We start from the raw sequence: 26858 nt of genomic DNA on the forward strand, positions 1-26858 counted from the left end.
ATACAAAATGCCCCGGAAGTATCACTACTTCCGAGGCATTTTTTAAATATTACTTAAAGTAATGTGCACCAACGATAATTAGTAGAATGAATAATACGACAATTAATACAAAATCAGTGTTGTGTCCTTTAGAATAGCCACCATGTGAATTACAATACATGATTTACTCCCCCTTTATACGAGATATTACAATTTATGTTTTTTCACTATAAAGAACAGGGACAAATGACTTAGTTTTTCTTACCACATGACAGAAAATTCTATGAAGACTTCTCATAAAATTTAAATGCATCCATTCCGAGTTTCCCCGAAATGGATGCCCCTTTTAAACATTAACAGTATTTTCCGCCACCATTGAAGTTATAGTAAGCACCAATGATAATTAAAAGAATGAATAGTACTACTAGTAAAGCAAAACCATTCCCTTGACCATATCCATAGTCATTTCCACAGTAACCCATACATAAAACCTCCTCTCTTTGAATACATTGTTAATTTATGATTCTTTCTGAAGGGGGTAGGGGACAAAAGTTTAGTTTTTGTAAAGTTTATTATTTCGAATAATGAGTGCTTTCGTTTCTTCCTTAATAACTACCTCCTGTTACTAATAAATGCAAATGCTCATTTTTGACGTATGACAAATGTTTATTTTTGAATTTGCTTTTTGAAAAAATAAAAAGAACCGTACTTTGTAAAAAGTAGGTTCCTCTTTTCTATTCAGTTCCTTACTACAACCAATCTTTCACATAGGCAACTAAGCCAATGACGGCACCAATTGAAGCACCTAAAAACCCATAGATTATAAGGTTATTTGAAGTCTTCTTTTCATTCTTTGTACCATTCATCTGATCCACCTCAATACATATACGAAAAATTTAGGTTTATGTTTCATTTTTTACTAGTAGAGATAAACATAGATGCATCTTGGTTCATAAAAATGTTTTGACCATGGAAAAATGTCTTTATTTGAATTGAATGAAATCCAACCTCTGCTAAGATACTTTTCAGTTCATCATGGGCAAATCCATTGTGCACTTTGGGATGGTTTATTTTTTCATTCTTATCAAAATCCACTATGATGAGCTGTCCACCCTCATTTAGGATGTTAAACAATTGTTGTAAAATGATTTTCGTATTAGGAATGTGCAGTAGGACGAGGGACATTAATATAATATCTGCCTTTAATTCCGGTGTTTCTTGCGTAAAATCTGAATAAAGCACCTTTGCATTGGATATTCCCCTGCGCGAAATTTTCCCTTGAGCCACATCTAGCATTTGTTTTGATGAATCAACTAACAATACTGATTCAACCAGATCTGATATTTGTAAACTAACAAGACCTGTACCACTTCCATAATCGATGAAAGATTTGGACCCGCAATTTTGTAATTCCGCTCTAACTTCCTCTGCAATCACATTCGCTAAAGCGATTCTATCTTTTGTGTCATATCGTTTTGCCATTTCTTCAAAAACGTTCTGTTCCATACTCATCCCCCAATTATTTAATAAAGAAATGGTACCACACAAAGTATAAAGGATACTAAAAAATCCCCACGTTTTTGGAGGGCGCTGAAAAACTTACGTTTTTAATAGCGTATTGGTTTTCAAAATACAAAAGAAGGCACTTTCTGTTCGATTTTGAACAGAAAGTGCCTTCTTTCCTTGTGTATTTCTTACTCTTTTTCGTTCATTAACTTTAATATTCGCTTGAGGTTTACTGCGAATATCGTTGTCGCTCCTTGAATCTCCATGCCAAATAGACCCGCTGACGATGCCGTATCGTACCCGTGTCCATTTTTTAACTCACTATTTTTCGCTTCCACTTTATAACGTTCTTTCGCTAACTGGATAAATTCATCCGTTTGTTGAAAAGCCAGTTGTTCTGCGTGCGTTTCGGATTTTAAACTCACTGAATAGGTTTTACTTTTCGCACCTTCTTTGTAACATCCATCACGTAATGGACACACCTTGCATTTTTCAATATCAAAATAGTGTGTCTCTACTTGATTTGTACTTTGTCCCTTTTTACCAGTTCGTGCTTTTCGTATCGCTAAATGCCCGGCTTTACAGACAAATCGCCCGGCATCCTTATTATATTCAAATTTGTCTTCTTCTTTTCGATTGCCTTCTGATATAGCGGGATTTAATTTTGAAACAAGGGCAATTTTTTCTTCTTTTGTGTATTCAATATTCGCTTTCTCTGAATAAGCTGTATCTCCAATTACCGTGTCCACTTCCATACCTGCTTGTTTACTTTTTTCTATCAATTCCTGTAAGTACTTCCCATCACTTTTTTCACCTGTTGTAATCACTGCAGCTGTAATAATTCGCTCATCACTTAACGCGATATGTGTTTTATAGCCAAAGAAAGAGGAGTCAGCTGTTTTATGACCTTTTCGTGCATCCTCATCAGATGAATAAGAAAGTTGAGTTTGATAATCCTCGACCACTTCTTTTAACAGATTTAATCGTTCTTTGATAGCGGGTACTTGTACAACTTTTGGTTCCTTTTCGATCACTTCAATTAGTTTTTTACAGTAGGTCACTTCATCTTTTACTTCGTTCGTCGTATTTTTTGCAGGAAATTTATCTTTCATTGATTCATCAATTTTATAGATGGCTTTCCGGACATTTTTGGATTTCTCTTGTAAAAATTCTTTTGGTGACTTTTGATTGTAACGAGCTTTTGTATGTGTAGCGTCCACAATGATGGCATTACTTTTAATAACGTTCTTTTCCAGTGCGATTTCAACGGTTTTCCCGATTAACATATCTAATAGATTGACATCTTTTAGACGCAGACGACGGAATTTTGTCAGTGAGCTTGGATCGATGACGTCATCTTCTGGTGCCATATCTAAGAAATATTTAAAGGACATATCATATTTAGAACGCTCTACTAAATCAACGTCCGATACATCATAAATTGCCTTTAATAATAAATACTTAAACATCCGAATAGGCGGAATCGCATTTCGTCCATTATCTAAACAGTATTTTGTTTTTAATTCCTCTAGAATAAAGGTGAAATCGACCAGTTCCTTTATCTGACGAAGCATGTTATTTTTTGGCACGACGATATCATAAATCGCCATGTAAGGACTTAAATTGAGCGTTTCTTGGTTTGAAATCATTGGGAATCACCTACATACATTTGATATTCTAATTATAAAGGAAAAAGGCAGTTGAAAGTTTGATAATCTCAAACTTTCAACTGCCTAATTTAAATATTGGACTTTTTCAGTGCCCTCCGTTTTTGTAGGGATTGTTGAATTACTCATTTTCCAATACTGCTGCGCTTAGTACGTCCTCATAATCTTCATCATAAACAATGTTATAGATTTTCCACGTACCATCTGCAGTTTTCTTTAAGTATGCTGTTCCTGACATATCAACTGTCATGTCAAAATTCATATCTGGTGCCGTCATCACAACTTGAACTTTTAGATTATCGATTTTCACTTCAGCAAAACGTTTATTGAGTGTAGTCACTGTGCTTGTATGTTCACCTACTTGTTTTGCTGTAATAGTACCTTCAAATTCCTCAGAATCTTCTTGTAGTGTCAGCGTATCAAGTGAAAGTGCTAGATAATAACCCATTGTTGTTTCACGATATAACGTTTTTAACCCATTAATATCTTGTTGATCCGTTAATAAAAACTCTTCCGTAATATTACGGTTCACAACATGCGTAACGACTGATTCGTCTTCAGCTGTACCAAGTTCTAAATGCAATGCACGGTCAATCATTAATACAGCTTGTGAACGCTTCGCAAAATCATTTGGCTTAAATTCTGTACCATACCCTTTTATGATGCCAACTCCTGCAGCTTTGGCAATTGCTTCATGTGCAGAGTTTTTCGTTGTTACATCTTTGAACGTTTTCATTGGTGCCGAGAAATCAACGGTTGGTTCAAAAGCACGGTAGATCATTGAAGCCATTTGAGCACGGGTAATTTTCTCATTTGGTTTAAATTTTCCATCAGGTTTACCAATAATAATTCCATTGCTAGTGGCAGTTTGTACATAATCATAATACCAATCGCTTGATTTTACGTCTGGGAATGATTTTGTAATGTCACCGGGTTTTAAATTCATGGCGTTTACTAAAATTTTTGTAAATTGCGCACGCGTAATCGTATTACCAGGCTTTACAAGAATCGAAGTATATTCATAGATTTCTCCATCTTCTTCATAAACTTCTGTTTCCTCATAACCTTCAATAATATCAGTATACAAAAAGCGTTCAAGTTGGTTGTAAGCCTCATGATCTTCATAAACATCTTCCATAAAATATTGGTCGATGGATTTGTCTGCGGCAAACGCAGGAGAGACGGAAAAAATTCCGAACGAAAGTATTAGAATGAATAAAATACGTACTAATTTCAAATGGTTTAACACCTTTCCATATAATTTATCTTACTCGAGAATCTTACTCGAAATATAGATAAATGAATATAACAAAAAATATGGAAAGTATGGGAGTTTGCTAGAAGAAAAATTAGCTTAGAACTTCGCTTTTATTTATTCGATGAATACCGTTTTAACGCTATTTTCTACTGATTTTCGTCTTCATGAGCTTTATGAATACCATTTTTAACCTATTCTTCACTGATTTTCGTCTTCATAAGCCTTATGAATACCATTTTTAACCTATTCTTCACTGATTTTCGTATTCATCGTCTTCATGAGCTTTATGAATACCAATTTGAACCTATTCTTCATTGATATTCGTCTTCATGAGCCTTATGAATACCATTTTGAATCTATTCTCCATTGATTTTCGTCTTCATGAGCTTTATGAATACCATTTTACACCTATTCATCATTGATTTTCGTATTCAACACTCTAATGAAAACGATTTTGTAATATTTCCCATTTCATTTACTCATTCACGAAATCTATGAAAACTATATTGAACCAGTTCACATCAAATTTTCGTATTCATCAGTAATTAGCCAAACGAACGTTCACGAAAATCCCCACTCTACTCCCCCTCAATCACAAATTCAAATCTCGTATCAAATTGAAATTCCCCATCACGAAATGTTCGCTCAACAAACGTGACTTTATTTTCATTATCCACTAATACAACAGTCGAATTCCTTGTTCCATAGTTCGGCATTTTGATAAACATCGCAGAAAGTCGACGTTCCAGTTCTAGTCCCACCCCTGTATCCGGTAACAGGTGGTCTTCTGCGATTTCAGAATCTGCCACAATCGCAAATAAATCTTCAACATTAATATCATTGTTTTGCGAAGCGTGCTCTTCCAACTTCGACTTAGCTTTCTCCACTTTCGACCAAGGTGTATTTAACGAGCAATTACTCAGGCTATGAGTGCCCGGTTGGATCGTATTCACTTCATCTAAGCGATTATTATAGTGAACAAATTCCCCTCCGTCCCAAAGCAATACATTATATCCACCATATAATGATCGATTTGCTCTTAGATTTTCAATAAACGCACCTATATCCTCACTACCTGTTAAAAAGTTCGTGACGATTTCTCCCCTCGATTTCGGTTTTGCCCCTTCTTTTGGATCGCGGAAATTTGTCACCGCTGCAAATCGCCCATTTTTTGCGATTCCTAGCCATGTCCCCATTTGCAATAAATCACGCCCAGCTAATATAGACGGTTGATCATCCCAAAAATGCGCGGCTTTTGTTGGACGTGAATAGGCTTCATCACGATTAGCTACAAGTATGAATGGATATTTTGGATGTAGATTGTAATGAACGTTAATTAAACACATAAACATTCCCCTTAGTCATTATTTTTAGCATCTAATTTTTCTACGATTTCTCGCAAAATGGCATTCCGTTCCCTCTGTGCTGAAACAATACTTACCATAAACCAGATTATAAATAGTGCGGGAATTACATAAAAAATAAACGCTATGATCATATCCAAATAAGTTACCCCCAATTTCATTTTTCTTTAAAAAACGAACAACCATTAAAAATTTACTATCCACTTAAAAAAATGAAACCAAAATACGAACAATTGAGTTATAATAGTTTTAATCATTCGTGATAATAGATTCTTATTATCTAAAATTGTATCAATTTCTCCCGAAAAAAGTAAAAATAAAATCGAAATATCAAATAATTCATCATTTTTTAAATTTTTTCGAGCGAAATGGTAGAAAAGGGTATATAATCAATCTATATTACATCTTCAAGGAGTGTTCGATTTGAGTACAACAACAAAACGTGCCTATAACTTTAATGCAGGTCCATCTGCTTTACCATTAGAAGTTTTAGAAAAGGCACAACAAGAATTAGTGAATTTTAATAATACTGGTATGGCTTTAATGGAAATGAGCCACCGTAGTAAAGATTATGAAGCTGTACATAACGATGCAGTTGCTCGCTTAAAAGCTTTATTTTCGATTCCAGATAACTATGAAGTATTGTTCCTACAAGGTGGAGCTAGTCTTCAATTCACAATGATTCCAATGAACTTCTTAACACCAGAAACAACTGCTAGCTACGTGTTAACTGGTTCTTGGTCTGAAAAAGCTTTAAAAGAAGCTAAACTTTTTGGACAAACTGCTCAAGCTGCTTCAACAAAAGAAAATAACTATCGTAATATTCCTTCTCTTGAAGAAATCAAATTTAACGATACTGATGCATATGTACACATCACTTCAAACAACACAATTTACGGTACACAATGGAAAGAATTCCCTACTACAGGTGAGGTGACATTAGTTGCCGATATGTCTAGTGATATTTTATCTAGACCAGTGGATGTAAGTAAATTCGGTATTATCTATGCTGGTGCACAAAAGAACCTAGGTCCATCTGGTGTGACTGTAGTCATTATCCGTAAAGACTTACTTGAAAAAGCGAACACTAACATTCCGACAATGTTAAAATATACAACACATGCTGATGCAAACTCTTTATACAACACTCCTCCAACGTTTGGTATTTATATGTTAGGTGAAGTTTTAAAATGGGTTGAAAATAAAGGCGGATTAGAAGCTATCGAAAAACAAAACGAAGAAAAAGCAAAAGTAATTTACGATGCTATCGATAACAGTAACGGCTTCTATTACGGTCATGCAACACCTGAATCTCGTTCATTAATGAACATCACATTCCGAGTTACTGATGAAGAGTTAGAGAAAAAATTCCTTGCTGAAGCAAAAGAAGCTGGATTCGTTGGACTAAACGGTCACCGTTCAGTTGGTGGTTGCCGTGCATCTACTTACAACGCAGTACCATTCGAAGCTTGTCAAGCACTTGCAAACTTCATGGTTGAATTCCAAAAAAATAACCAAAAGTAAAATGAAAACACCTTGTCTCTTTTGAGGCAAGGTGTTTTATTTCGATTCGTTAGCTCACCATCAATTTACGTAGCAATGTAATAAAAAAGAAGAGAAATCCCACCCAAGATTTCTCTTCTCATAGTTTTATAATTTTTTAGCCATATCTTCAATTTCTTCTGCAAAGTCCGTTAAATGCTGAATCGTTTGCGAAATTTCATTAATACTTGAAGTTTGATTGTCCGCAATTTCTAATGTTTCTTTAACGATTGTCGCAACTTGACTTACTTTCACTTTTAATTGGTCGAGTAAATTGCGAATTTCGTTAACAGAATCTGCACTTTGGTCTGCTAATTTTGTAATCTCTTTTGCAACAACACTAAATCCTCTTCCGTATTCACCTGAACGAGCAGCTTCAATACCTGCGTTGAAACCTAAGATTCTCGTATTTTTTGCAACAGAGTTAATCATTTCTAATATTTTCGTTGTATTCTCAACTTGCATGCTCATTTCACTTTGGGCTTCTGTTAAATGTTTGATATATGTACTAAATTCACTAGCGGATTCCGCTAATTGTTCAGTAGAAGCCGATATCTCTTCAGAAGAAGCTGCAAAGTGCTCCGCAACCTGCAATAATTTTGATTGATTTTTTGTACTTTTACTAACCGCAATTGCCCCGATTACTTCCCCGCGATCTCCGTGAATTGGTACTATCATTGCTTGAAACGGATCACCGTATAATTCTGCAGGAACGTTTACAGTTTTTACTTTATTTGTACGAATGACCTCCATAATTGGTTCGTGACTCTCAAGTTTTCTACCTTTTGAACTTTGAACGGCAATTTCTTTCGATAATAGTTGTTCAATTACTGTTTCGCCATCTGTAATGGAAATGTCGACATCTTCTGTAAACAGTTGTTTAATTGTTGGTGCTTGTTTTACGAACCATTGTAATGTTTCATGTACTTCTGTTTTTGTCTCTAAACTCATTAAAAATTCCCCTCTCAAATCAACCTGAACAACCTATTCGCTAATATTATAACACCAATATCGTTTCCAGAAACTCTCATTTTGGTAATATTTTTTGAAAAATTTCCCCTTTCTTCTCCACAAAAAAGTGCCTCCTCTAATGAAGAGACACTTATAGACCTATATTGAGGAATGGATATAACCTTTTATATCATCACGCATTTGATTAACATTGAATAATAATCCAGGGCAACTTTTCGTTACTCCATCAAGTTCACGATGACCGATTACTTGGTGCGGCTCCAAATTATACAATCTCATAATGTGATGACATAATTGAAGGAACGAGGAAAATTGCGATGATGTTGGAAGTTCAATATCAAAATCTCCTGTTAAACAAATCCCGATTGAATTTCGATTATGCCCATATGCATGAGCCCCTACGTGAAACCCTCGTCCTTCAACGATTGTCCCATCTTTTTCTATAAAGAAATTATAGCCAATACCACTCCACCCACGAACTTTTTGATGAAATTCATGACATTCTTCAGCATTCATTTGTTTTCGAGATGTGTGATGAACAATGATTTTCTGTACTTCATCTAAATCTTCTAATGGTTCAATAAAATAAAAATTTTTCTTCACAATTTTCAAATTTAATTCACACCTAAAAGTCAAATTTGCAGTCTTCATACGCCAATTTCTTAAGTTTTATATATTCTAGCATTATTGTAGATTTCTTAAAACCAATTCGTTTATCAAAGGCTTTATTCAAACCGTTAATTCTCGATTTAATCTCTATCGCTTTTTCCATAAAGTCAATTGCAAGAATGGTTTCATTTCTCAATGCATAAATCAGTGCTTTATTATGCAAAATATCCCCAACTCTTATATGGGTTTCGCCGTAATAATTTTTATAATATTCCTCTACTTCATCTAAAATACTAATTGCCTTCTCAAAATGTTTATCTTTAGCTGTTAAAATCGCTAAATATGTTTGTGCTTTATGCCATTCTAACTTTTGTGAAGATAGATGCTCTTTTATAATGGTTAACACTTCATCAATTAACTCTGTTGCTAACTCATATTTCCCCATCTCTTGATAACAGCTGATTAGATTATTTTTCGCTAGAACAATCTTTTCATAATTCATGTTTACTTGACTTAAACGAATTTCTAATGATCGTTTATAAAGCTCTTCTGCTTTTTCATAATCACCGTTATCTTGATATAGTTTTGCCAATCCATTTGCAGATAATGCAACTGCTATATTATCCCCTTCCCCGCAAAGTCTTTCTCGGATATCCAGAGATTTAATGTATAACTCTTCTGAACGGTCCTTCTTACCTTGTCGATGATATAAAGTGGCTAGACCATAATAAGATTTCGCAGTATATAAATGGTTTTCACCGTAGTAATTTAATCGTAATTGTAGTGCTTCTTTGAACAAACGTTCAGCTTCATCATAGTTAAGCAATTCCCACATATGAATATAGGCTAAATCATAAATTAAAATCGATAAGTACTCCAATTTAATTTCATCATTAGACTTCTCCAAATCATCAATTAACGTTTCAAGCATTGGCAAAGTTAAATAGTTTTTTCCACTATTTAAGAATTTTTCATCTAATTTACTGAACCAATCAATAAATTCTTTTTTATTAAATTCTTTCATTCCAACTAATTGATAACCGTGATAGAACGCTTCATGTAATATAGAACTAGCATAATTAGGGTCAGAATAAATTAAATCTTTATGTAATTGATTCTTATAATACATATGTAAGAAATTATGTCCTTTAGACAGTTTTTCTTCAGATTGCGTATGTTTTAAACATTTACGCATAAGTTGGTGCATCTCCCATTGATTTTCACCTATTTCACGAATGAAAGAAAATTGTGTGATATTCTGATGGTTTTCTTCATTCATAAAAATTCTAAAATTCGAAACGACTGCATGAAACAATGAGATATTCCATGTATTTGCTAAAGCTAAGTATTCTAATAATTGTTTTTCAGAGTTTGTTATATATAACAATAATCGCTTCACTAATTTTTGTGGTGTTTTTTGATCAATAAAGTCACTCACTTCTGGTTTTCGACCGGAATCTTTGATTTGTTTATATAAATCAATTGCTAACGTAATACTAAATGGATGTCCACCAGAGTTTTCATAAATAACATGTTGAATTTCAGAATCCCCTACACCCAGTGAGGAACATAAATGAAATGTCTCTGTATCACTTAAGTTATCTAATGGAATTGGAATAATTCGATCTTTCCATTCATCTTCATATTGAATCCAATCAAGGGGTTCGCGCCCTGTAATAACCCAAACAGAATAGGGCATTGCTTCAACAAGAATACGAATCCAATGATCCACATCATAATGCTCTCTTTTTTCTTCCCATAAAGCCTCATACGCGTCTAAGAAAAAGATAAAATGACTGTGATGTTTTTCAATATAAGCACGAATATCTTCAGCAAAAATATATGGCAACAGTTCGAATAGTTCTATGTTATCCATATTCTTAAAATCTTCAATCATCTCTCTTCGGGACGCATTTAATAGTTTGTCCATTCTACGGTATACAAGTTCAATAATTTTTGGAATCGAAATCATCGTAACCCCTGAAGTTGCAGAAATGATTTCCATAATAATCGAACTTTCCTCGATAAATGGAATCGATTTTTCATTAATAACCGTTTTAGGATCGATATTTTTCAAATAGATGACATAGGCGATATCAAAAAGCGTAAATGGCATTTTATATTTTTTCCCTAGCTCTTGTCTCATGAAAATTAGAGCTTCTTCCATTGTGCGATGCTTCTTAATTTCAAAATTAATCGATGTAAAACGATACTTTGACAACGGGTTGATTCTTCTTTGTAATTCCTTTGAAAATTCAGTCTTCCCTACACCACCAATTCCGTAATAAGAAAAGATGCGATGGTCTTCAAAGTCATGCATGGATAATTCCTGCATAAATTCAGACACTTCATATTCTCTTCCGACAAATCTTGCTTTTTTCTTTTTGTCTAACATTGCTTTTAAACTAGACATACGACCTCCAAAATATACAATAATTGGAATTATTGTTTTATCATAGCATAATTTTCCTTATTTCTTCTTCATAAAAAACTGCCCTTGATTGAAATCAAGAGCAGTTTCATTAATTAATATGCGCGGCCGAACCAAACTGTGTGTTGTGCTTCTTTGCCACAGTTAATGCATGTATGTTTTTTCGTTGGTGGGTTGAATGGAATGTTACGTGTTGTGAATTTTGTTTCTTCTTTCACGTTTGATTCACATGCATCATCTCCACACCATCCAGCAAGTACCCAACCAGGGATTGTGCCGTTTTGTTCAGATGTAGCTAAATGTTCGTGTAATTGAGCTAATGAATCGATATGTGTATGAGAGTTTGCATCACGGAACGCTTTTGCTTTGTCGTAAAGACGTGTTTGCATCACTTCAAGTTCTTTTTCGATAGCTTCTACAACTTCACCAAGTGCTACTGTTTGTTTATCTTGTTCGTCACGAGATTTTAATAATACTTGGTTGTTTTCTAAGTCACGTGGTCCAAGTTCAATGCGTACTGGTACACCTTTTAATTCCCATTCATTGAATTTGTATCCTGGTGATTGATCAGAATCATCAAGACGTACACGAATGCCTTTTGCTTTTAATGCAGCAAAGATTTCGTCTAATTTTTCAATGATTGCTGGGTTCTTTTTCCATGGACCAACAGGGATTAATACAACTTGAGTTGGTGCGATTTTTGGTGGTAATACAAGACCTTGCTCATCACCATGTACCATGATAACAGAACCGATTAAACGAGTTGACGTTCCCCAAGATGTTGTATGAACGTGAACGTGTTTGTTTTCTTTGTTTAAATATTTAATATCAAAAGCTTCTGCAAACTTTGTACCTAAGTAGTGAGAAGTTCCGGCTTGCACTGCTTTACCGTCTTTCATCATCGCTTCGATTGAATACGTATCAACCGCACCAGCGAAACGTTCAGATGGAGTTTTTTGACCATCATAAACAGGAATTGCAAGGAATCCTTCAACAACTTCTTTGTATATATTTAACATTTGCATTGTTTCTTTACGTGCATCTTCTTCATCAACGTGAGCTGTATGCCCTTCTTGCCATAAAAACTCAGACGTACGGATGAATGGAAGTGTTTTCTTCTCCCAACGGAAAACGTTTGCCCATTGGTTAATTAATACTGGAAGGTCGCGGTAACTTTTAATCCAGTCTGAATACAAATGACCAATCATTGTTTCAGAAGTTGGACGTAATGCAAGGCGTTCTTCTAATTTCTCCCCTGCTGCTTCTGTTACCCATGGAAGTTCTGGTGAGAAACCTTCAATATGATCTTTTTCTTTTTGGAAGAAAGATTCAGGAATTAACATTGGGAAGTACGCATTACGGTGTCCAGTTTCTTTAAAACGACGGTCCATCTCGCCTTGGATGTGTTCCCATAACTCATAGCCGTCTGGTTTAAAGGCGATACAACCACGTACTGGTGTATAATCCATTAAATCAGCTTTTTGAATTGTGTCGATGTACCATTTTGAAAAATCATTTGTTTGTTGAGACATTCAATTTCCTCCTAAATATATTACAACTTGACGGATCCGTTCTAAACGGTAGATTCGAGCTCGCCTCGTGATATTCTTTCTTATTATTTGGATTCATTTTCCTAAAATAAACATAAAAACCAAATAAAAAGCACAAAGAGCCCTCATATTAAGGACGCCTCTGTGCGAATAAACGTGGTACCACCTTAGTTCGGTAATATAAAATATTACCCTCCTACGTTAGTAACGATAACGACTCGGCAAGTTTTTGCTCGCATCTCCGTGATAGGTTTCAATAAGAAGTGGTGATATAGCTCTCAGCAACTGCTACATTTTCTGTGTCACAATTCTTATTTACTTGGTCACATCATTGATTCCATATTTCTTATAATGTATCAAAAAAACGGAATAAATTCAATGATTGTGGTAATTTTTCTAACTCTTACTTCGGACTGAAAATTCCAAATTAACCAAATATTAAAAATTAATTTTATTTAGAGAAATTCCTCTAAATGGTCCTATAATCTATTTAGCATTTAATCGAAAATTTAAGGAGGAATATTTTTGAAAACATCCATACGATGGAGAATTATTGCCATTGTACTAGTCATTATTGTGCTTGGACTAGGATTACTTTCATCAATTAGTTCATACATAATTTCATCCAAGTCTGAAGAAAGTGTCATTGAATCGAGTGAAGTGGTTGTAACAGGATTATCCAACAACATTACAACATTCTTAAATGGATATGAAAATAGTTTATTAAAACTAGCAAATTCACCTGACACAATAGAATTTTATAAAAAATCTTCTACATACAACGATGCACAAGATCGAATCTATCGTGCTGGATTAGCAGACTACTTATCAATTTACAAAGCCGCTTCAGGAATTTATTTTTCAACGGGCGACTATACCATCATTGAACCCCATTTTGAAGGGATAAACGATATCGACATTAAATCACGAGATTGGTATAAAAATGCGATTGATAACGAAGGTCAATTCGTCTGGTCTGAACCATATATCGACTCAGTATCAAATCATTATGCCATCACAGGTTCTGTTACTGTAAAAGATGGTAATCAAGTAATCGGTGTACTTGGTGTCGACATTCAATTAGAACAATTAACGGAAATGGTTTCATCAACAAAACTTGGTTATAATGGCTATCCACTGATTGTTGATGAGAAAGGTACAGCTTTAGTGCACCCTACCCAATCCGGGGAAAACTTACAATCATTAAACTATGTCAATAAAATGTTAAGTGATACGGTGACGACGAATCATTTCAATGACGAAATCGATGAAAAAGAATCCGTAATCGTCTTTAATAAAATTCCTGACCTTGGTTGGTACGTGGGAGCTGTATATGATGTCAAAGAAGTACAAGGGTTAGCGCGGGATATGGTACAAGTTATAATTCTCATTGCCGTTACAATATTAATCATTACCTTTGTCATTCTTTATTTCTTAATTACAAGAACATTAAAACCGATTCATCATCTCGGTGAATTAATGGAAGAGGTCGCGCAAGGTGATTTAACCGTTCAAATTGATATCAATTCAAAAGATGAAATTGGTCAACTTGCCAACTACTTTAATGCCATGGTGCAACAAATGAAATCGATTCTTACGATTGTTCAAGAATCATCTAACCATGTAGAAGAACGCTCACAGCAACTAAGTGCATTAGCAGAAGAAACAAGTGCATCAAGTAATGAAGTGGCAAAGGCTGTCAATGACATTGCTATTGGTGCAACGAGTTCATCTGAAAATGCCGATGCCGTCATGGAATCCTCTGTAAAACTTGGAGATAGAATTAATGGCATGCAGCAACAATCCAATGCCCTTCATGATATTACAATCCAAGCTGGTAAATTGAATATTATCGGGGAAGAAAAAATGGAGAACTTGCTAGACTCCTTTGACCTATCAAAACAAGATTTATTAAATATGGCGCAAGCTGTTCAAACATTAGAAGTAAAAGTAGAAGCAATTGGTTCCGTTATGAATACAATTTCTGAAATCTCCTCTCAAACGAATTTATTAGCTTTAAATGCGAGTATTGAAGCTGCTCGTGCGGGAGAACATGGGAAAGGATTTGCGGTAGTAGCTGAAGAAGTTCGTAAATTAGCAGAACAATCGAAAGTCGCAACGGAACAAGTAAAAACGACGATTCAAGAACTTCAATCAGAAGCCCAAGTGGTGACATCACAAATGAGTGAAATGCAAACGACTTTCCAAAATCAAGGTGTCGTTGTGGAAGAAACCGGTATCCTATTTGGCAATTTAACGGAATTAGTAAACAACATGGAAGAAACCTTTAAAAATGTATCAACCGAAATTGAAGGCATTATTAAATACAAAGATCGAGTTGTCGCTACGATTCAACAAATGACCATCACAGCGCAATCAAGTGCCGCTGCTTGTGAAGAAGTGAGTGCATCTAGTGACGAACAACTACATGCTATTCAATCCGTTGCCCTTGCATCGGAAGAACTAAACAGCTTAAGTACAGAACTATCCATTGCTGCAAGTAAATTTAAATTATAAACAAGAAAGCCACGTGTTGTTGTTCACAACCGTGGCTTCTTATCTTCATCTGTATTCCCATTTTGAGAATTGAACAGCTTGCCGATTTTTTCTTCTAAGAAGTTGGAACGTTCAAATATAACGGAACGTAAGTATTCCATTTGACGGACAATCTTTTCGATTAACCCTCCGTTATTTTCCACATGCTCAACAACGGTTTGTTGGGATTGTTCAATTTGAGCAATCTTTGCTAGCAGTTGCTCGTTTATTTCGATTTGTTTATCTAATTTCCCTTGCATAACATCATTATTCATTACCAATTCTTCAATTCGTTTTAGCATGGCATTGTTCAACACTTCAAATTCATGTAATAAATCAACAATACTATGCTGTTCATCCGCAATTACATCGACCCTTGTCACCACTTCTCGCTGTGAAAAGGAAATGCCATTGACTTCTCCGGTTAAGCTTTGTTCCAATTGTTGATTGATGCCATTGACTTCTCGGAATAGATTTTGTTGTAACTGGTTAATGATGTTTACATTTTCTTGCAAGTTGTTTTGTGATTGATTAATCGTATTGACTTCTTGCATTAAGTCTTGTTGGGATTGTGTAATGCCCGTTACTTCTTGAATCAGATTTTGCTGTGATTCGCTCATGGCATCAATATTTTCTTGCAATGTATTTTGTGATTCATTAATCGTACTTACTTCTTGGATTAAGTCTTGTTGGGATTGTGTAATGCCCGTTACTTCTTGAAGTAGATTTTCTTGGGATTGATTAATAGTCTCTACATTTTCTTGCAAAGTATTATGCAATTGACTTATCGTATTGACCTCTTGAAACAAGTTTTGTTGGGATTGCGTAATGCCATTGACTTCTTGGAGGAGATTTTGTTGGGATTGGTTAATAGTGTCTACATTTTGCGTCAAGTTCACTTGCGATTGACTAATTGCAGTTACTTCTTGAGATAAGGTTTGTTGGGTTTGCGTAATGCCGTTTACTTCTTGAAATAAATTTTGTCGATTCTGTTGCTCATTATTCCAAACTTCTTGAAAAGTTGTATTTTGATTTTCGATAGTATTTAACATATTCATTGCTTGCTGTTCGAGTTGTTGTTGTAGTTGTCCCCACTGTCTCGTTTGCTGTAAATTCCACTGTACTTGTGTATTAAGATTACGAGAAACAGTTTGCTTTAATTCTTCACTTAACTTCAATTGCTGTTCTAAAAATTCTGCCATTGAATCCCTTCGAAACTCAGCTTGATTCGGTGCAAAAAGTTTATTTGAATTTCTAAACACTTCTGGGTGCTCCTCATTATTAATATATAACCCCATTATGAATACACCCCCTTTGTCGCCTTAATAGTTTATGCGAGAAAAGGTAAAGGGGGTACACGGGTCTAAATATCAGTCTTGCTTGATCTGAGCATTCAGTTCCTTTTTCATCAGTTCAATATTTTGTTCGTGACAACTTTGAAGTTCACTTAAATAGTTATAACCTTGGAGAAGATTTTGACTATCCTTCCCTTTTTCAATCGCTTCACGTAATTCCTTAATATATGTCAACGAAACCATTTTACGAAACTTTATCTCTTCCACAATATCTGTAATATGACCATGACCTGGTATTAAATAGTCAATCAGATGGCGTTTTAAAATGGCATCCGTTTTAAGTAAAGTCGCTTCATATTTTGAGCTACTATCGTAAATAAAAGGAAATTCAATGTCTGACAAATAATCGCCTGTAATCCAAATGCCCAATGGTTCGATGATGCAGTAAATTCCATCGTTTGTGTGCCCTTCTGCTTGATAAAACGTTAAAAAGGTATCACCAATTGTAACAAACTGCCCATCTTCATTTATCTCAATATCTACGGACGGATATAGGATTGGATGTGGTCGGTCAAGGTAGTACTGGTCATCAAATTTTCTCATTTGTTTCACAATATCTTCTATATCTTCTCTTTGTGCAAAAGCACTACTTGCAATGACGGTTGCATCTTGGAAAGCTCCATAACCAATGACATGATCCCAATCAGAATGGGTGAAAATGACATAGATTGGTCGGTTGTCTCTGATGCTATCTACATGTGCGCGGATTGCTTCAACTTCAAAGGGTAATAGATTCGGATCTACCACAATGATACAATCATTTGTTTGAATGACTGTAGAAGTTGTTTTATATAAAAGACTTTGGAAAACTGTGAAATTACTATTTTGATATTGAATCAATATATTTCACTCCAATCCACTTATTCTTAAATATTTTACCCGAAATAATAGAAAATGTATAACTTCAATATCTTGAAAATTATGTACACTTTTGCCGAATACACGCATTTATTAAGGTTAATCGTTTATTTAAGTGAAAAACTCTATTAATAACGGGCAAATTTCTATTAGCTAGCTGTTTTACTCTATTATATTCATATAACTTTTAAATACTTGAGTCATTTCTATTATTTTTTTATACGTTTTCTATTAATTTCTCATAAATTTTGATTAATCCTTCTAAAATTTCTATTCAATTTAAAAATCCAGTATCCTTGACTAATTCAAGAATACTGGACCTAGACTACTCTTTTAATCGAAACATTTTTACAGAAATTTCAAGTTCCTCTGCCATTTTTGTAGATTCAACAGAGCGATGTGAAATATCATGAATACTTGCCGTTGTTTCTTGGGCTGCAGCTGAAATGCCCTTCAATGTATCTTCAATTTCGTGAATTGATCGCGTTAACTCATGAATCATTTCAACGATTGTATCAGATTTCTCTGTTTCAGAAGATAATAAGTTAGAAATATTTTTAATATCATGAACCGTTTCAGAAACCGCATTCGAAATATTGTGAAGTGCATTCGCCGTTAATTGAACCGTTTGTGTACCTTTTTCAATAAACTTCCCATTTTCACTGGAAGAAATCATGACATTGCCAATGCGTTCCATAATATCTTTTACTAGTTTCTCAACTTCTGTTACTTCTTTGTTCGATTGTTCTGCAAGTTTACGTACTTCTTCGGCAACAACAGCAAATCCTTTTCCATGCTCCCCTGCTCTAGCCGCTTCAATGGATGCATTTAAAGCCAGTAAATTTGTTTGGGAAGCAATCGATGAAATTGCTTCAGTTATCGTTTGAATTCTCGTAGCAGACTCGACTAAATGTTGAATCGTATTGCTTACTTCTTGGGAACCAGTACGGATTTTTTCCATATCCGCGCTAATTTCTTGTGCACGTTTTTCCCCTTCAATGGCAATTTTCATTGTTTCATTCGAATTAACTACCGTTTGATCAGCTCGAGCTTTCATACTTTGTAGATTATCCGCTAAGGACGTTAAGACATTCGATGCATTATCTGCATTATGCATTCCATCTCGCATCGCACCTGTTACATCTTCTATATGATCTGCTACCGATTGAACAGCCGAATTCATTTCTGTTAATGTACTTGCGGTTTCTGTTGCATTCGTTGTTAATTGATTAGAAGTCGAACGCATTGTCGAGATGATAGATTGTAAATTAGATGCTGTTTGATTTAACGTTCTAGATAAATCCGCGATTTCGTCTTTCCCTTTAATCGTTGTTTCAGAAACTGATAAATTTCCGTCAGCTAATCGTTTTGCTTGTTCGATTAATTGTGAAATTAGTTTTGTTTTACGATAAATTAATAATCCAGTAATCATTGAAGCTACTAACATTGGAATAATACTAATTAAAATTCCTTGACTAACGACTTCCCACGTTCTTTCTGTTACGATATCTGCATCAAAATCGATGACATTGATGGCGATAATTTCTTTAGATGGGTCGTGGTCTTTATAAATTGGTGCATAACCCGATAAACGTTCCATCCCTGCGTAATCATAAGGTTCTGAAAAAGTTGGGTGGCCCATTTCTAACAACATCGAAATTGCTTTTTGGTCTACGTGGAATTCATCACCAATATTAATCCCTTTTTCTTTTAAGTTATTATCAAGGGCGATGACGTTCCCATTTAAATCTAAGATATATTGCGTTTCAAAAATTTCTTTATGATCGATTGTCCAATTTAATTGTTCACTAATACTTTCTTTTGCTGCCATATCATTATTTAGTGCACGATCTAACACAGTCGGATCAATTAATCCTGTTGTGATATTGGCACAACCATATGCTTCAACACCAGCAGCTTCGTACAATTTATCGTACGCAGTATAATATGTAGCGGCAGAAGTAATTGCAAGCATAACTACTAAAATACCTGCAATGATTGTTCCTAATTTAAACGTTAAAGTCTGAAAAAATTTCATTTCTCGTACCACCTTCTAAAAGAACCCCTGTTATATTAAAAAACTCTAATCTATCATACTATGAAAAGAAGTATCGAGAAAGAATGTTTGGATATTTCTCCAGAATTTTATAATAAATTTGTCATCTATTTGTCAAGGTTGCGTCTGAAATACATTTGAGAATCAGCCTTTGTGACTGTCGCTTCGCTTTCGTCACAGATATATTGCGACGAGGATGGTGACATTTTAATGTGACCACCACAGGAGCAGATTCTTTGAAAAGAGGATGGTGATATTCTAATGTGACCGCCACAGAAGCACACTTTCCGAAACAATGATAGTTACATCTTGATGTAAAAGCATGACAAAGGGCTATGCAGATAACCTACCTTCTACACAGCCCTACTAATTTAATCTTTAAAATCTCTCATCCGGTCTAATATTAAACCGTCCGACTTATCGTTCTCACCAACGACAAAATCTTTCATATATTGCTTTAAATATTGTCCAAAATTTGTTTGGTGATTTAGTAGAAGTTCATCTACATAATGGGCACCTTTTGGAATATCATCTAGCAACAGCACCGATAAAGAGGCATAAATTCCACAGGCTACTTGAAAATACGTAGCATTCATTTGAAACTTATCAAAAATCTCTATATTTGTTAAAACATTGTACATGTACTGTTCCTTATCTGGATACACCATTAAAACCCCACATAAATCTTCCCCTACTAATTCTCCATCAAGGGGATTCAACACCTTCATTTCGAAGTCCCAAATTTTATCAACATCATCGATATTGGAACGAATGAGTTTCGTTGTGTGTTCATTCACTTTGTAAATAAACCCACTTTCCAAATTCAATAATTTCCCTAATGTGTAGACTTCCTCATGGGGCATTAAACAACCGTAAAACTTGATATCTCCCAATCTCACTTTGAATTCAAGATCGTAAACATTTTCATAAAGGAATAGCGGAGTTTGACCCTTCATAAACATCGGGTAGCTTAGAATGGCTTCATCGAGGAAACATTCAGGGGACCAAGTAGTATAAACTACATTTTCTTTTGCCAGAGTTTTATCTTTGAAAAATGAATTATCGTGTTCCACTATGAAACATGCTAATGGTGTTTCATTAGTTGGCTTATTTTTAAACAATTCTGTCGCCATCCATTGCACAACTCCTGGATTCATCCCAGAGCAAAGAATGGCTTTTGAATTTGTAATGAGATGTCGTTTACCTTCAATCCAGTTCAATCGTTCAATAAGACCAAATCCAGCAAATTGATCTTCATTTTCATCGATATACGGATTTTCCAAGGCAGAGTTTACATAACTAATCCCTAAACTGTTACAGGCTTTCATCATTTCAACTGTATCAGCCCAAGAAACATCGATAACCAAGGATGTTTTCGTATTCTTGAGATGTTGAATGAACTTATCTTTATCACTTAAATCTAGTTGATGAAATACAAACCTCTGTTTTAAATTAGGGAAAAGTTGAAAGTAGAGTTGTTTGTCCACTGACTTCATATCTATCAAATGAAGTTGGCAATTGGTGATGATTGGATGAATTGGGTCTGTTACATCTACAGCGGATTTGTTCAAAATAGCGAGTATTGCTTTGGCAACACCACCTGCGCTACCTAAAAGAGTAAGAACACTAGTACGATTTGTCATATGATTCACCTCGCCTTCTACTTAAAGCATATGAAGTTTAATAGAGTATGCTTAGGTAGAAAACTATTAGGGATATGATTAGCGCCTAGTCAAAAAATAATATTATGGACTTGGGTTAAAATCCAAGTAAAAATACAACGGCACTCATGAATGTTTAGCTCATGAGTGCCGATTTAGAGGTTGGGACATAAGTGGATCGTTTCAACTTTTACTTGTAGTTTTTAGTAATTAAAATATTATAGTAGTATTTTTTAGTTGTTCGAAGAGGAGGCCACGACTCCTGCGGGAACCGCACTAGCCGAAAATCCATTTTTGCCGGGCAATTGCCGGCAAAAATTAGTTGAGGCAGTGCCCGCGGAAAGCGTTGGCCGGAACGGAGAACAACGTTTTTATAGAAATCACTATTCCCTAACCTTGATAGTTTATTTTAATAGATTAATCGTTTCTCTACGGTCCGCGCTTTGACAAATGGCTGAAATTACTGCAACCCCATCAGCCCCAGCAGCAAGTACCTCAGATGCATTTTCTGTCGTAATACCGCCAATGCCGACAATCGGGAAATCTTGATAATCTCTTCTTGCTTTGGATAAAAACGACACGCCCGCAGCAGGTTTTGCATCGGCTTTTGATTGTGTTTCATAAATCGGACCAATGCCTACATAATCTGCCCCACCTTCCACAGCTACCTTCATTTCCTCGTCATTATGAACAGAAACGCCAACAATTTTCCCATTAAATTGTTCTCGAATTTGAGCTATTGGTGCGTCATCTTGTCCAACGTGAACGCCATCCGCATTTATCTTCAGTGCTAATTGCACATTGTCATTAATAATAAATGGGACGTTATATTCTTTACATAATGTTTGGCAAGCAAGGGCAAATTTTTCTAGGGACTCGCCAGTTAAGGCATTTGCTCCTTTTTCTCGTAATTGAAAGAATGTAATACCTGACTTCAGTGCATCTTCCAAGACGACTAATGGCTCATCCTTACAATTTTCTGTACCCATAATAAAATACACCGCTAAATCACTACGCTTCACTTACCGTCACCTCATAATCTTGATATGTTTGATAAGCAAAATGATTTGTTGGACCGTGACCATGTCCTAAATTCAATGGATGTTCAATGGCAAGTTGGACAAATTTTTTCCCTTCAACGATAGCTTCTTGTAAAGAAAATCCTCTACCTAAAAATGCCGTAATCGCAGCGGAAAACGTACATCCTGTTCCGTGCGTATGTTTAGTATGGATTCGTTTACTTTGCATTTTAAATGAGCTGCCATTCGCAAGGAACACTGTATCTGTCGCAAATTCGTCATTTTCAAGGTGGCCACCCTTCATCACGACACATTGCAAACCTTTTTCTAGAATACATTCTGCAGCAGCTTGAATATCCGATTGTGTCTTGATTGTCATCCCAGTAATCACTTCAGCTTCAGGAATGTTTGGCGTTAGTACCGTAGCAATCGGCAACAATTTTGTTTTTAATGCTTCTACTGCCTCTTGTTGCAATAAACTCGCGCCACCTTTTGCTATCATCACAGGATCCACGACAACTTGAACTTCCTTATTTTGGATTTCTCCGGCTACTCTTTCAATGATGTCAGCTGAAAACAACATTCCTGTTTTTAACGCCTTTACATCAAAGTCATTGAAAACTGAAGAAAGCTGTTGTGTGACAAATTCAGGTGTTGTCGGAAAAATTCCATCTACCCCGAGCGTATTTTGAGCCGTTAATGCTGTAATCACAGACGTTCCAAATACTTTTAACTCTTGGAAAGTTTTTAAGTCGGCTTGAATGCCTGCTCCTCCACCACTATCAGAACCCGCAATTGTCATTACAACGTCCATTTCGATACACTCCTAGAAATTAAATGTAATTGATTTAAGATATTTTCTTGGAATGAACCAAGAAGAAGCTGGAAACTGACACCATCTGCAACACGTTTGTAGTCGGATAAGGTTGCTTTTAGATTTGATATTGGATCCCCTTCAAGAGATAGTGTTGCAGCACAAATGGCACTTAATAAGCAGCCTGTTCCTGTTACTTGTGTCATTAATACATGTCCACCAGAAATCCAATGTTCCGATTCACCATCTGTTAAATAATCAGACGGCCCAGTAACAATCACCATACAATTGTATTTTGAAGCAACTTCCTTAGCCGCCGCTTGAACGTCGATTTCACCTTCTCCACTATCTACACCCTTCGCTTGCCAACTTACTCCAGCAATCGCAGCAAGTTCACCAGGGTTACAACGGATTAATTGAATATCAACTTCTTCTAAAATTTTGGCCACAGCTTGCTTACGGAATGAAGTTGCCCCGACCCCGACAGGATCTAGTACAACTGGAATATTCAATTCATTAGCCTTTTTCCCAGCTTTAAGCATAGATTCTAGCGTTCTAGTATTTAACGTTCCAATATTTATTAAGAACGCATTCGCAATTGAGACCATCTCTTCCACTTCTTCTACTTCGTCAGCCATCACAGGAGATGCCCCAATCGCCAATAATCCGTTTGCTGTGAAATTCGCTACTACATAATTTGTAATACAATGTACGAGTGGATTTTTTTGACGGATTTTATACAAAGCCATATTCTTTTACCTCCTGCTCCCAATTTTCTAATGTCCACGGCATTTCCCAAAACTTCCATTCATAATAACAGCTTTTTAAGAAGTGGGATTTATAAATGTGAACTTTTTCTGGGTGTAATTCTGCATATCGATTCATCATTGCTTTTTGATTTTCAACGGATTCTTTAAACTCGGGATTACTATACATGGCAATCCACTCTTCATATAACTTAACGCCTGGTTTAGCATCTTTATATTTTTCACCAATTTCCTGATACAGCCATGGACATGGGAACATTGCCGCAAATGCTTCTGCCACGTCTCCGTTATGCACAGCATTATACATATGACTTACATAGTTATAAGCAGCTGGAGCTGGTTCAAATTGTTCGATTTCCTCTTCGGATACTTCTAATTCGTTAAAAACTGTACGATGCAACTCAAGTTCTGCTTCATTGATAAAACGCGCGGAATTTAAAAAGTAAGTAATTTCATCATTTGTATCTGCTTTTGAAGCCGCAATGGCTAATATTTTCGTATAATGCTTTAAATAATAAGCATCTTGTAATATATAATACTTAAATTTCTCAATTGGTAGAGAACCGTCTACAATCCCTCTAACAAATGGATGGTTGAAGCTTCCTTCCCAATACAAATCAGTTTCTTTACGAACTTCTTCACAAAATGTCATCTTTCTTCCTCCTCTAATGGACGTAGGAAAACAAAAAGCGCCCTACTCATACGATGACTGAGTGGGCGCCTATCTTCCTAAATTGCTCCCTACATCGAATTACAGTTAGTTAGCAATTAGAGATATTTGGCAAAGAAAATGCCCTCCAAAAAATGGAGCGCTTAACATGTACAGGTAATAATAAGCATAATAAAAACTATGCTAAAATTGTACTTGCTCCCTACGATCGTATTAACGAACAGGTTCTAAGGGTCAGGTTTTAACCTTCTCAGGCACGAGTGCCCCCCCTGCAAATATTCTAATTATTTCTCATTCTAGCATAGTTTTCTTATTATTCAAGTTTGATTTATATTATTTAAATTACAGATTCATTACGTTCGGAAATAGCTTAGTTTTCGTGCTGAAATTGAGCTTATTTGTTCGGGAAATACACTTTTTTGTTCGGGTAATAGTCCATCTGGTTTGGGAAATTTACTCTTTCGTGCGGGTAATAATCCGTCTTGTTCGGAAAATCCCCCGTTTCGTGCGGGAAATAAACCAAACCTTCCCCCCACATCACTTTTTCAAACAATGCATCGCTTCTTCCGCCTCATCCCACGGAACAGAATAGCCTTTCCCCTTTGCACAAAAAATACTGGATGACGTATATTCTGGATCTGCCTCTTTCCGATAGCCAATCTTTTCAATCACTTCATCGGCATTGTGACAAAGATCGTATCCGTCAAATTGAAGAGACAGTGCACCCTTACCATTCGTATATGCCGAAAAAATTGTACTATAATTCATAAATGTTGAAACAGGCGCCCTTCCAATGATGGTCACTTGGTTTTCCGTCATTTCTGGAGCTTCAAAGGTACCACTTGCTTGTTGAATGTCCGTCATCATCCGTCCTAAATGGGTCAAATCTGCCTTCATCTTAAAGCGATAATACGGCTCTAATAAAACATTTTCCGCCTGTTCAAGTCCTTGACGAAGTGCGCGGAAAGTGGCTTCACGGAAATCTCCACCTTCTGTATGCTTATAATGGGCACGTCCCGTCAACAACGTAAAACGAATATCTGTAATCGGATATCCGGTAAGTAATCCATGATGGTCGCGTTCAAACAAATGCTTCTCGATTAACCGTTGATACCCAACCGATAAATCATCGGCATGGCAAGCATTTTCAAAAACAATCCCACTCCCTCTAGGAGCTGGCTCCATTTTCAAATGCACTTCAGCGTAATGCTTCAAAGGTTCAAAATGCCCATAACCGGTTACCGTGGTTTGAATCGTTTCCATATATAAAATTTTCGGATCTTCGAAGGTGATATCCATGTTAAAACGTTCTTTCGCCACTTCAACTAATACTTCTAGCTGAATAACACCCATGACGTGGACATGAATATCCTGAAATTTTTCGCTCCATACCACACGTAAAGTAGGTTCTTCTGCCTCTAACATGCGGAAATAGCGTAAAACTTCTTTAATATGTTCTGTTCCTGTATACACCACCTTGGCTTGTAACGTTGGCATGAGTTCAAATTCATCCCGCGCGAAATCTCCCCCTAGAACATCCCCGATTTTTGCTTCTGACAATCCTTTAACTGCAAAAATTTCACCCGCTTCAACCTGTTGCGCGGTCTCATATTTATTCCCGTTATAAAGTCGGATTTCCGTAACTTTTTCAGTCTCTTCTCCCACATTAATTTCATCTCGTACATGTAATGTGCCGGACACAGCTTTAATAAAGGTAATTCGTTGATTTTGTTCATCGTGACGAATTTTATAAACTTTCCCTTGAAACGGACCATTCTTGTCATAACTTGTATCCGTTAAAATTGATAGTTGCTCGAAAAATTCCTTCACACCAATATCTTTTAACGCTGAACCTGCCATGCAAATAAATACCTGCTCGTTTTGAATCATGTCCTTTAATTTAGAAAAGAAAGCTAAAGAATCAACTTCCCCTTCCATATACTGCTCTAGTAGCTCTTCATCGCGTTCTGCAATCCATTCCAGAACATTTTCCGGTAACGAGTTTTCAGTTAACGTCTCCGTTATCAAAAGAGCATCTTGTGAAAATTCTTTGCGGATTTCCATCATTACGTTATCAACGCTAGCACCATCACGGTCAATTTTATTAATAGATACTTTGTCAATTTAAGTGCAACAGTTCTTCCTGAAACGCCTCGTATGCAGTTTTCCAACCAAGACATTTTCTTGGTCGATTGTTGATAAGTTTAAGTGCTTGTTCCATCTCTTTTTCCGTTACGTGATCAAA

The 26858-nt window shown here is 35.8% G+C and carries 22 protein-coding genes, 1 pseudogene, 1 riboswitch and 1 other annotated feature; of the genes and pseudogenes, 2 read left to right on the plus strand and 21 right to left on the minus strand.

Features of this window, described 5'->3' with window-relative positions; genetic code table 11:
- Nucleotides 1–49: 49 nt before the first annotated feature.
- The 7 genes from D8M03_RS11710 to D8M03_RS17735 form a co-directional block, all read right to left on the minus strand.
- Complete coding sequence (locus D8M03_RS11710) at nt 50–160, minus strand: YjcZ family sporulation protein (protein WP_121214969.1); 111 nt, start codon at nt 158–160, stop codon at nt 50–52.
- Between the two features lie 172 nt (nt 161–332).
- On the minus strand, nt 333–461 hold the full coding sequence (locus D8M03_RS11715; protein WP_121214970.1) for a YjcZ family sporulation protein: 129 nt from the start codon (nt 459–461) through the stop codon (nt 333–335).
- 427 nt (nt 462–888) lie between these two features.
- Nucleotides 889–1485, minus strand: a complete 597-nt coding sequence (locus D8M03_RS11720) for a class I SAM-dependent methyltransferase (protein WP_121214971.1) — start codon at nt 1483–1485, stop codon at nt 889–891.
- A 188-nt stretch (nt 1486–1673) separates the two neighbouring features.
- Nucleotides 1674–3134, minus strand: a complete 1461-nt coding sequence (locus D8M03_RS11725; protein WP_121214972.1) for an IS1182 family transposase — start codon at nt 3132–3134, stop codon at nt 1674–1676.
- 139 nt (nt 3135–3273) lie between these two features.
- Nucleotides 3274–4389 carry an S-layer homology domain-containing protein gene (locus D8M03_RS11730; RefSeq protein WP_121214973.1) on the minus strand — a complete coding sequence of 372 codons (1116 nt, stop codon included), beginning with the start codon at nt 4387–4389 and terminating at the stop codon, nt 3274–3276.
- A gap of 599 nt (nt 4390–4988) precedes the next feature.
- Nucleotides 4989–5756: an NRDE family protein gene (locus tag D8M03_RS11735; RefSeq protein WP_121214974.1), complete on the minus strand. Its 768-nt coding sequence runs from the start codon at nt 5754–5756 to the stop codon at nt 4989–4991.
- Nucleotides 5757–5767: 11 nt separating this feature from the next.
- Complete coding sequence (locus D8M03_RS17735; protein WP_170148435.1) at nt 5768–5914, minus strand: hypothetical protein; 147 nt, start codon at nt 5912–5914, stop codon at nt 5768–5770.
- A gap of 283 nt (nt 5915–6197) precedes the next feature.
- Between D8M03_RS17735 and serC the strand changes: the two genes are divergently transcribed.
- Nucleotides 6198–7298, plus strand: a complete 1101-nt coding sequence (gene serC / locus D8M03_RS11740; RefSeq protein WP_121214975.1) for a 3-phosphoserine/phosphohydroxythreonine transaminase — start codon at nt 6198–6200, stop codon at nt 7296–7298.
- A 126-nt stretch (nt 7299–7424) separates the two neighbouring features.
- Here serC and D8M03_RS11745 read toward each other — a convergent pair whose 3' ends face one another.
- The 4 genes from D8M03_RS11745 to proS form a co-directional block, all read right to left on the minus strand.
- A complete protein-coding gene (locus D8M03_RS11745; protein ID WP_121214976.1) occupies nt 7425–8267 on the minus strand; it encodes a methyl-accepting chemotaxis protein in 843 nt (280 codons plus the stop codon).
- Between the two features lie 159 nt (nt 8268–8426).
- On the minus strand, nt 8427–8900 hold the full coding sequence (locus D8M03_RS11750; RefSeq protein WP_245987560.1) for a peptidoglycan recognition protein family protein: 474 nt from the start codon (nt 8898–8900) through the stop codon (nt 8427–8429).
- A gap of 13 nt (nt 8901–8913) precedes the next feature.
- Entirely contained in the window at nt 8914–11310 is a 2397-nt protein-coding gene (locus D8M03_RS11755) for a tetratricopeptide repeat protein (protein ID WP_121214978.1), read from the minus strand.
- Between the two features lie 113 nt (nt 11311–11423).
- Entirely contained in the window at nt 11424–12860 is a 1437-nt protein-coding gene (proS, locus tag D8M03_RS11760; protein ID WP_121214979.1) for a proline--tRNA ligase, read from the minus strand.
- A 147-nt stretch (nt 12861–13007) separates the two neighbouring features.
- Nucleotides 13008–13219, minus strand: a binding site (T-box leader).
- Nucleotides 13220–13403: 184 nt separating this feature from the next.
- Between proS and D8M03_RS11765 the strand changes: the two genes are divergently transcribed.
- Nucleotides 13404–15395, plus strand: a complete 1992-nt coding sequence (locus D8M03_RS11765; protein WP_121214980.1) for a methyl-accepting chemotaxis protein — start codon at nt 13404–13406, stop codon at nt 15393–15395.
- Nucleotides 15396–15418: 23 nt separating this feature from the next.
- Here D8M03_RS11765 and D8M03_RS11770 read toward each other — a convergent pair whose 3' ends face one another.
- The 10 genes and pseudogenes from D8M03_RS11770 to D8M03_RS17895 all read right to left on the minus strand — a co-directional run.
- The gene (locus D8M03_RS11770; protein ID WP_121214981.1) at nt 15419–16711 is read right to left on the minus strand and encodes a hypothetical protein; all 1293 of its coding nucleotides are present in this window, start codon (nt 16709–16711) and stop codon (nt 15419–15421) included.
- 72 nt (nt 16712–16783) lie between these two features.
- Nucleotides 16784–17608 carry an MBL fold metallo-hydrolase gene (locus D8M03_RS11775; RefSeq protein ID WP_121214982.1) on the minus strand — a complete coding sequence of 275 codons (825 nt, stop codon included), beginning with the start codon at nt 17606–17608 and terminating at the stop codon, nt 16784–16786.
- Nucleotides 17609–17951: 343 nt separating this feature from the next.
- The gene (locus D8M03_RS11780) at nt 17952–19664 is read right to left on the minus strand and encodes a methyl-accepting chemotaxis protein (RefSeq protein ID WP_121214983.1); all 1713 of its coding nucleotides are present in this window, start codon (nt 19662–19664) and stop codon (nt 17952–17954) included.
- Between the two features lie 389 nt (nt 19665–20053).
- A complete protein-coding gene (locus tag D8M03_RS11785; RefSeq protein WP_121214984.1) occupies nt 20054–21325 on the minus strand; it encodes a saccharopine dehydrogenase NADP-binding domain-containing protein in 1272 nt (423 codons plus the stop codon).
- A 422-nt stretch (nt 21326–21747) separates the two neighbouring features.
- Entirely contained in the window at nt 21748–22365 is a 618-nt protein-coding gene (gene thiE, locus D8M03_RS11790) for a thiamine phosphate synthase (protein WP_121214985.1), read from the minus strand.
- Nucleotides 22355–23176: a bifunctional hydroxymethylpyrimidine kinase/phosphomethylpyrimidine kinase gene (thiD, locus tag D8M03_RS11795; RefSeq protein ID WP_121214986.1), complete on the minus strand. Its 822-nt coding sequence runs from the start codon at nt 23174–23176 to the stop codon at nt 22355–22357. The genes thiE and thiD overlap by 11 nt, the downstream gene beginning before the upstream one ends.
- Nucleotides 23164–23925 carry a hydroxyethylthiazole kinase gene (gene thiM, locus D8M03_RS11800; RefSeq protein ID WP_121214987.1) on the minus strand — a complete coding sequence of 254 codons (762 nt, stop codon included), beginning with the start codon at nt 23923–23925 and terminating at the stop codon, nt 23164–23166. Before thiM ends, thiD begins: the two co-directional genes overlap by 13 nt.
- Nucleotides 23912–24595, minus strand: a complete 684-nt coding sequence (gene tenA, locus D8M03_RS11805; RefSeq protein WP_121214988.1) for a thiaminase II — start codon at nt 24593–24595, stop codon at nt 23912–23914. The genes thiM and tenA overlap by 14 nt, the downstream gene beginning before the upstream one ends.
- Nucleotides 24596–24795: 200 nt before the next feature.
- A riboswitch (TPP riboswitch) is annotated at nt 24796–24893 on the minus strand.
- Nucleotides 24894–25150: 257 nt separating this feature from the next.
- On the minus strand, nt 25151–26680 hold the full coding sequence (locus D8M03_RS11810) for an EF-Tu/IF-2/RF-3 family GTPase (RefSeq protein ID WP_121214989.1): 1530 nt from the start codon (nt 26678–26680) through the stop codon (nt 25151–25153).
- Nucleotides 26681–26732: 52 nt separating this feature from the next.
- Nucleotides 26733–26858: pseudogene (locus tag D8M03_RS17895) on the minus strand (IS30 family transposase); the annotation flags it as partial.

Origin of the sequence: Ureibacillus endophyticus, from assembly GCF_003628435.1 — a bacterium.
Lineage (GTDB): Bacteria > Bacillota > Bacilli > Bacillales_A > Planococcaceae > Ureibacillus > Ureibacillus endophyticus.

What these genes read in the sequence shown, in the direction of transcription:
- D8M03_RS11745 (WP_121214976.1), bottom strand. Translation starts at nt 8,267, where the DNA reads ATGAGTTTAGAGACAAAAACAGAAGTACATGAAACATTACAATGGTTC.
- D8M03_RS11755 (WP_121214978.1), bottom strand. Translation starts at nt 11,310, where the DNA reads ATGTCTAGTTTAAAAGCAATGTTAGACAAAAAGAAAAAAGCAAGATTT.
- D8M03_RS11770 (WP_121214981.1), bottom strand. Translation starts at nt 16,711, where the DNA reads ATGGGGTTATATATTAATAATGAGGAGCACCCAGAAGTGTTTAGAAAT.
- tenA (WP_121214988.1), bottom strand. Translation starts at nt 24,595, where the DNA reads ATGACATTTTGTGAAGAAGTTCGTAAAGAAACTGATTTGTATTGGGAA.
- D8M03_RS11710 (WP_121214969.1), bottom strand. Translation starts at nt 160, where the DNA reads ATGTATTGTAATTCACATGGTGGCTATTCTAAAGGACACAACACTGAT.
- D8M03_RS11725 (WP_121214972.1), bottom strand. Translation starts at nt 3,134, where the DNA reads ATGATTTCAAACCAAGAAACGCTCAATTTAAGTCCTTACATGGCGATT.
- thiM (WP_121214987.1), bottom strand. Translation starts at nt 23,925, where the DNA reads ATGGCTTTGTATAAAATCCGTCAAAAAAATCCACTCGTACATTGTATT.
- D8M03_RS11720 (WP_121214971.1), bottom strand. Translation starts at nt 1,485, where the DNA reads ATGGAACAGAACGTTTTTGAAGAAATGGCAAAACGATATGACACAAAA.
- D8M03_RS11780 (WP_121214983.1), bottom strand. Translation starts at nt 19,664, where the DNA reads ATGAAATTTTTTCAGACTTTAACGTTTAAATTAGGAACAATCATTGCA.
- D8M03_RS11735 (WP_121214974.1), bottom strand. Translation starts at nt 5,756, where the DNA reads ATGTGTTTAATTAACGTTCATTACAATCTACATCCAAAATATCCATTC.
- D8M03_RS11810 (WP_121214989.1), bottom strand. Translation starts at nt 26,680, where the DNA reads ATGATGGAAATCCGCAAAGAATTTTCACAAGATGCTCTTTTGATAACG.
- thiD (WP_121214986.1), bottom strand. Translation starts at nt 23,176, where the DNA reads ATGGACGTTGTAATGACAATTGCGGGTTCTGATAGTGGTGGAGGAGCA.
- D8M03_RS11785 (WP_121214984.1), bottom strand. Translation starts at nt 21,325, where the DNA reads ATGACAAATCGTACTAGTGTTCTTACTCTTTTAGGTAGCGCAGGTGGT.
- proS (WP_121214979.1), bottom strand. Translation starts at nt 12,860, where the DNA reads ATGTCTCAACAAACAAATGATTTTTCAAAATGGTACATCGACACAATT.
- D8M03_RS11715 (WP_121214970.1), bottom strand. Translation starts at nt 461, where the DNA reads ATGGGTTACTGTGGAAATGACTATGGATATGGTCAAGGGAATGGTTTT.